Raw genomic sequence first — 4,475 nt, forward strand, 5'->3', positions numbered from 1 at the left:
AGGTAGAAATTGATCCCCAGGTTCAACGGAACTGTAATTTCCTTGCTTTGATCCTCGCCTGGAAATACATAAGAGTTGGCATCTGTGGTTCCATCCTGGTAGGGTTTGATCCGGACATTGCTTACTTTATTCTGGATCACACCCAGTCCGGCGCCGGCATACAGGCCCTTAATGGCACTCAGAAATTCGCTGTGTTCGTAGTCCGTCAATGCGCCGAGATAGAGTTTTCCGTTGGCCGTAACAGATTTATAGGTATTGATGAACTGACGGTGATTAGGGTCGGTTTGTTTGTCGCCACCATTGATCTGGCCGGCTTGAACTTCCAGGCCTAGGCTGACAAAAGGGGTAAACAGATAATCTGCGGTTACATAGCCTGCCAGTCCGAAATCATGCTTTCTCAGATCGGCAAAAGACTGGGTAATTCCCGCTCCGCCGCCAACGCTGATTTTGTAAAAATTGGATTGCGCAAATACACTTAGGGAGAGCGAAAGGAATATAACCGTAAATATTGTTTTCAAGGGATGCCTTTTAAGTTAGTGTAATCTTTCTTTACCTTTGGAGCCTGTTTATATCTAATAAGCTTAAACAGACTTTATTCATTAAAATTATGCTAAAATATCAAAATAAAACAGAATCACTGGCAGAACGCTTTAAGAAGTATGTGCAAATAGATACGCAGTCTGATCCACAGTCAACCACCACGCCCTCAACAGAAAAACAGAAAAACCTGGGCCGCGTACTGGTAGAGGAGTTATTGGCGGCAGGCCTTGAAGATGCACACCTGGACGAATATGGTTATGTATACGCTACTATCCCTTCCAATACCGACAAAAAGGTGCCTGTAATCTGTTTTTGTTCACATATGGATACTTCGCCGGATTGCAGCGGATTAAATGTAAAACCGATCATCCACCGCAATTATCAGGGGCAGGATCTGGTTTTACCGGATGACGAAACCATTATTCTGAAGTTGAAGGAGCATAAGGATCTGAAGAACCAGATTGGAAATGATATTATTACGGCCAGCGGTACAACACTGTTGGGTGCAGACAATAAAGCTGGTGTAGCGGAAATCATGGAAGCTGCGGCTTTCCTGGTGGCCAACCCGGACATTAAACATGGAACCATTAAGATCCTGTTTACACCGGATGAAGAGATCGGACGTGGTGTAGATAAGGTTGATTTGAAAAAGCTGGGTGCAGATTTCGCTTATACCATTGATGGAGAAACTCTGGGTTCTATAGAAGACGAGACTTTTTCTGCAGACGGGGCCGTATTGACTGTTAACGGGGTGAGTTCTCATCCGGGTTTTGCTAAAGGTAAGATGGAAAGTGCCATCAAGATCCTTTGTGCGATTATTGATGCTTTACCGAAAGACCGTTTAACGCCGGAAGCCACCAGCAATAAAGAGGGTTTTATTCATCCGGGAACTATTCATGGAAACGTAGAGCAAGCTCAGGCCAGTTTTATCCTCCGTGATTTTGACGATGCCCTGCTCGCGCAGCATGGGGAAACGCTAAGGTCGGTAGCAGAGGGTGTGCTTAAATCTTATCCAAATTCTACTTTTGATTTAACGATCAAAGCGCAATACCGCAATATGAAAAGTGTACTGGATCAGTATCCTCAGGTCATTGAATACGGAACACTGGCTATTGAAAGAGCAGGTGTTGAGCCTAAAAAACAAAGCATCAGGGGAGGAACAGATGGCTCCCGTTTATCACTGATGGGTCTACCTTGCCCTAATATTTTTGCAGGCGAACATGCTTTTCACGGTAAACAGGAATGGGTTTCTGTACAGGATATGGAAAAAGCAGTACAAACGATCATTAATATTGCAGCGATCTGGGAAGAACGCGCATAAGCATTTATCTTATAAGATGTAGAGGGTGACCCTAATCAGGGTCACCTTTTTTTATGTTGCTTCGCAGCTACCTGGTGCTAAGGCGGAGCTGGGCAAGGTACTGGTCGTACTCATCTTCCAGTATAATTTCGCACTGCCATCCCGCTTCTTTGGCCAGTTTCAACAACATCGCCTGATCCACATACAGCCAGTTGAACCAGTTGCCTTTTTGTTGTTTGTATTCGTATTGGTAGGCTACTTCTCCATAATATTTGTTCTGGGGAAAGTCTATGTCCTGGTAGAGATAGGCAATATCAGAACTGTCAAACAGTAATTGCCCGTCTTTTTTCAGCAGGGATTTGGCCCATTGCAGGAAATCCTGTAAACCGGCAATACTTCCGGTTAACCCAATTCCGTTCATGAGCAGGAGCAGGGTGTCAAATTGCTGCCCTTTCAGGGAGAAGAGGTCTTGCTGGAGTACCTGTTTCACGCCCCGTTGTTTCATAATGGTGGTTGCCTTTTCTGAGATATCGAGAGCAGTAACCTCTATTTTTTGTTGCTGGAGCCATAGTGCATGGCTGCCAGCACCAGCACCTGCATCAAGTACGGTACCCCTGCACAGCGTTAAGGCTTTCAGCTCGATTTCCGGCATCTCTTCAGGTCCCCGGAAAAAAATATCTACCGGCATTTCTTCCGGGGCATCATAAGAATTGTGGAGCCATAAGGTCTCTGTTGTTCCTTTTATAAATTGATCTTGTAATGCTTCTCCAAAAATGTCCATTGGGCAAAGATACTAATGATCTATAAATTCGGAGCGGATCAGAGTTCTATCTCCTGGTGCAGCTGCGGGATCAGGACTTGTTTAAATCCATGGTCGTTGAGCCGCTGCGCAAAGTGCTGCTGTACCGGGTATTCTCCGTGTACAAGAAACAGTTGTTTAACCCGGGCCGGATCCTGACCGCCCAGGAAATGAAGTAAATCCTCATAATCTCCATGTGCACTCATGGAGCGGATGGATCTGACTTCAGCGATGACCTGGTATTCTTCCCGGAAGATATAGACTACTTTATTTCCGGCCAGTAATTTCCCGCCTAAAGAGTTCGGCTCACAATAACCGACCATTAAAATGGTATTTTTCTGGTTGCCGATGTTGTTGCGGATATGGTGTCTTACCCTTCCGCCTTCTGCCATTCCGGAGGCGGATATGATGACGCATGGGCGGGGATCATTGTTCAGGGCTTTGGATTCTTCTACAGTTTCTATAAAGCGCAGTCCTTTAAAACTGAATACGTCGTGGTCCACCTTCATGACTTCTTTAACGCCATTGTTATATACTTCAGGGTGGTCTTTGAGTACTTGTGTGGCTTTTTCCGAAAGTGGGCTGTCTACGTAATAGGCAACATCGGGCAGTTTATGCTTGAGTTCAAGACTGTTGAGCGCGTATAGCAGTTCCTGTGTCCGGCCTACGCTGAAGGCCGGAATGATCACCTTGCCTTTTTTAATGTTGCAGGTTTGATTGATGATCTCATAGAGCATATTTTCTATGGGTTCAAGGTCTTTGTGCAGGGAATCGCCGTAGGTAGATTCCATAACGATATAGTCTGCCTGTGCAAAATTCTGAGGGCTTTTCAGCAGCAGATCGCCATAACGTCCAACGTCTCCGCTGAAAGTGAGTTTGGTGGTTTTTCCTTCGTCCTGCAGGGTAAGGTGTACGGCGGCACTTCCAAGAATGTGGCCGGCATCTGTTAACCTCAGGCTGATTTGAGCGTTGATCTCGAAGTCCGTGTCGTAGTCTACTACTTTAAATTGTCCCAGCGTTTTGACAACGTCGTCTTCGGTGTACAGGGGTTCTTCTATGGGCTGACCTTCTTTTCTCTTGCGGTTGAGGTATTCTGCATCCTGCATCTGGATTTTTGCCGAATCCATCAACAGGATCCGGGTGAGGTCCATGGTTGCGGGGGTACAGTACACTGGGCCGGTAAAGCCTTCGGCAACGAGTCTGGGGAGTAAACCGCAATGGTCTATGTGTGCATGGGAAAGTACCATGTAATTAACTTCTGATGGGGTAAAGCCGAAGTAACCGTTTAAATGGTCGGTTACTTCGCCCATGCCCTGAAACATTCCGCAATCCAATAGGATCTTGGTGTTGTTGCTTAAGGTAATAAGATGTTTACTACCTGTTACGACTCTCGCCGCGCCATGAAATGCGATCTTCATTGAGGAGTTCTATGCGCGTACTTTAGAGATAGAATCTTTCACAGAGTCGGCAACATTGGCCAGTTTGTCTTTTGAGGAATCAATAAGGTCAGCGAACCAATCTGTTACGCTTTCTTTTAAATCGTCTCCTTTGTCGGTAGAAAGGATCAATGCTACTGCGGCGCCTAGTGCAGCTCCTGCCAGCAGGCCTGCAATTATTTTAGTTTCTTTTGTCATAATTTTAAATTCTAATTCGTTCGCTTAAAGTTAAACAAGTAACGTGGTTTTTAGTTTTACAGTCTAAGATAATAATTAGGGAGGTGAATTTTGTGGAAAATTCTGTACAGCTGCTTCAAGACTAACGATATCAGGTCCGCTGAAGGAGCGGACAGATCTCTGAGGTCTTTCCGCAGCGTACGAGAATTTTCCTTCGCAAATT

General features: G+C 45.5%; 5 protein-coding genes. 1 reads left to right on the top strand and 4 read right to left on the bottom strand.

Annotated elements, in window-relative coordinates; translation table 11 throughout:
• A partial coding sequence (locus tag VNZ46_RS26525) for an outer membrane beta-barrel protein (RefSeq protein ID WP_325564245.1) occupies positions 1-518 on the bottom strand: 518 nt, incomplete at its 3' end.
• An 89-nt stretch (positions 519-607) separates the two neighbouring features.
• Between VNZ46_RS26525 and pepT the strand changes: the two genes are divergently transcribed.
• Positions 608-1,861 (top strand): peptidase T, encoded by a 1,254-nt coding sequence (gene pepT / locus VNZ46_RS26530; RefSeq protein ID WP_325564247.1) that lies wholly within the window; start codon positions 608-610, stop codon positions 1,859-1,861.
• Between the two features lie 67 nt (positions 1,862-1,928).
• On the opposite strand, the gene VNZ46_RS26535 is transcribed toward pepT, so the two are convergent.
• The 3 genes from VNZ46_RS26535 to VNZ46_RS26545 are packed head-to-tail and all read right to left on the bottom strand — an operon-like array spanning position 1,929 to position 4,273.
• The gene (locus VNZ46_RS26535; RefSeq protein ID WP_325564249.1) at positions 1,929-2,621 is read right to left on the bottom strand and encodes a class I SAM-dependent methyltransferase; all 693 of its coding nucleotides are present in this window, start codon (positions 2,619-2,621) and stop codon (positions 1,929-1,931) included.
• A 38-nt stretch (positions 2,622-2,659) separates the two neighbouring features.
• A complete protein-coding gene (locus tag VNZ46_RS26540) occupies positions 2,660-4,057 on the bottom strand; it encodes an MBL fold metallo-hydrolase (RefSeq protein WP_325564251.1) in 1,398 nt (465 codons plus the stop codon).
• Positions 4,058-4,066: 9 nt separating this feature from the next.
• Positions 4,067-4,273, bottom strand: coding sequence for a YtxH domain-containing protein (locus tag VNZ46_RS26545; protein WP_133783849.1), 207 nt, complete (start codon positions 4,271-4,273; stop codon positions 4,067-4,069).
• Positions 4,274-4,475: the final 202 nt, after the last annotated feature.

It is taken from the genome of Pedobacter sp. (assembly GCF_035566355.1).
GTDB lineage: Bacteria > Bacteroidota > Bacteroidia > Sphingobacteriales > Sphingobacteriaceae > Pedobacter.

Coding starts and splice junctions, on each gene's coding strand:
- pepT (WP_325564247.1), top strand. CDS start 608: ATGCTAAAATATCAAAATAAAACAGAATCACTGGCAGAACGCTTTAAG.
- VNZ46_RS26540 (WP_325564251.1), bottom strand. CDS start 4,057: ATGAAGATCGCATTTCATGGCGCGGCGAGAGTCGTAACAGGTAGTAAA.
- VNZ46_RS26535 (WP_325564249.1), bottom strand. CDS start 2,621: ATGGACATTTTTGGAGAAGCATTACAAGATCAATTTATAAAAGGAACA.
- VNZ46_RS26545 (WP_133783849.1), bottom strand. CDS start 4,273: ATGACAAAAGAAACTAAAATAATTGCAGGCCTGCTGGCAGGAGCTGCA.